The sequence below is a fragment of the Pseudoalteromonas sp. 0303 genome (assembly GCF_013349995.1).
In the GTDB taxonomy this organism is placed as follows: Bacteria; Pseudomonadota; Gammaproteobacteria; order Enterobacterales; family Alteromonadaceae; genus Pseudoalteromonas.
In genome coordinates, this window is the sequence record NZ_JABVXF010000095.1 from 1 (window position 1) to 1339 (window position 1339).

General features: G+C 42.1%; 4 tRNA genes. 3 read left to right on the forward strand and 1 reads right to left on the reverse strand.

The window, feature by feature from the left end:
* Positions 1-2 precede the first annotated feature (2 nt).
* Positions 3-75: transfer RNA gene (locus HUS62_RS22250), tRNA-Val, on the reverse strand.
* 642 nt (positions 76-717) lie between these two features.
* Here HUS62_RS22250 and HUS62_RS22255 point away from each other — a divergent pair.
* The 3 genes from HUS62_RS22255 to HUS62_RS22265 all read left to right on the forward strand — a co-directional run bounded on the left by HUS62_RS22255 (position 718) and on the right by HUS62_RS22265 (position 1114).
* A tRNA-Ala gene (locus HUS62_RS22255) sits at positions 718-793 on the forward strand.
* Positions 794-832: 39 nt separating this feature from the next.
* Positions 833-908, forward strand: a tRNA-Glu gene (locus HUS62_RS22260).
* Between the two features lie 130 nt (positions 909-1038).
* A tRNA-Glu gene (locus HUS62_RS22265) sits at positions 1039-1114 on the forward strand.
* Positions 1115-1339: the final 225 nt, after the last annotated feature.

A 1339-nucleotide genomic window follows, 5' to 3' on the forward strand; every position in this document is an offset into this window, starting at 1 on the left:
GGTGGGTCGTACTGGACTTGAACCAGTGACCCTCGCCTTGTAAGGGCGATGCTCTCCCAACTGAGCTAACGACCCATATCTAAAACAACTCATTGCTGCGTTGTTGTGGGGCGCTATTATAGATAGAGTTGTAATTGTGTCAACACTTGAATGAGTAAAAATGTGTTAGATGCAGCTTTTATAAACAATGACATGGCATTTAAGCATTTTTTGGCGAACAAATATGCAATTTATATTCATAAGCTTATATTTAGACTTGGATCTATAGCTCTATGACCTAGGTAAATCATTCCAAATGATATGAATACAGTAAATTTTTAAAACAGTTTTTTCATACCGATAAATTTGTATCAGTTAATTGCATTCTAGTTAGCACTATTAAAACAAAGCAGGGAAGGGGGAAGTCGTTTTATTTAAAGCTTTAAATAACGAATTTTATTTTGCATATAAATGTATACCTTTTTTTAGAGAGTAAACTCAAAAGCAGAGAGTCATTGATAACAAACCAGCGATGCAATTAGCCCAAAATAGCTAATTTGATAGCACTTTGTATAAAATACCTCCGCAACGGATTGATATTTAGTCAGCTTGTTGAAATTTAAATCATTTAAATAAACTTAGATAAAAAACTGTTGACTTTATTTGGGGGGCTGCATAGAATGCGCCCCGCACTCAGCGATACACAACCAACATTAATTGGTGGTGTGTATGCAAGTCGGGGCTATAGCTCAGCTGGGAGAGCGCTTCGCTGGCAGCGAAGAGGTCTGCGGTTCGATCCCGCATAGCTCCACCAGATTTGCATAGTGTTTGTCCTAGGGTTGCAGTTTTCTGCGTCCCCATCGTCTAGAGGCCTAGGACACCGCCCTTTCACGGCGGTAACAGGGGTTCGAATCCCCTTGGGGACGCCACTTACTCTTAGTAAGTGAGCAATTGCCAAGAAAATAAATATGTCAGTCTCGAGTACTTGCATGTTATTTTAGTAACCTTAACTCCGATATGAGTCAAACTATCATTTAATGTCCTAGTGACACATTATGTGTCCCCATCGTCTAGAGGCCTAGGACACCGCCCTTTCACGGCGGTAACAGGGGTTCGAATCCCCTTGGGGACGCCACTTATTTAAGTAGGTTATGTGTAGTGGGGCGGTGAACACCGCGCAATCTATGCACGACGTTATCAAGAGTACGAATCTCTTGGGGACGCCACTCACTTTAAGTGTTGTGTTATTAAGAGCTCGTCTGAATCGAGCCTAACTATTCAGTTGTCCTAGTGACACATTATGTGTCCCCATCGTCTAGAGGCCTAGGACACCGCCCTTTCACGGCGGTAACAGGGGTTC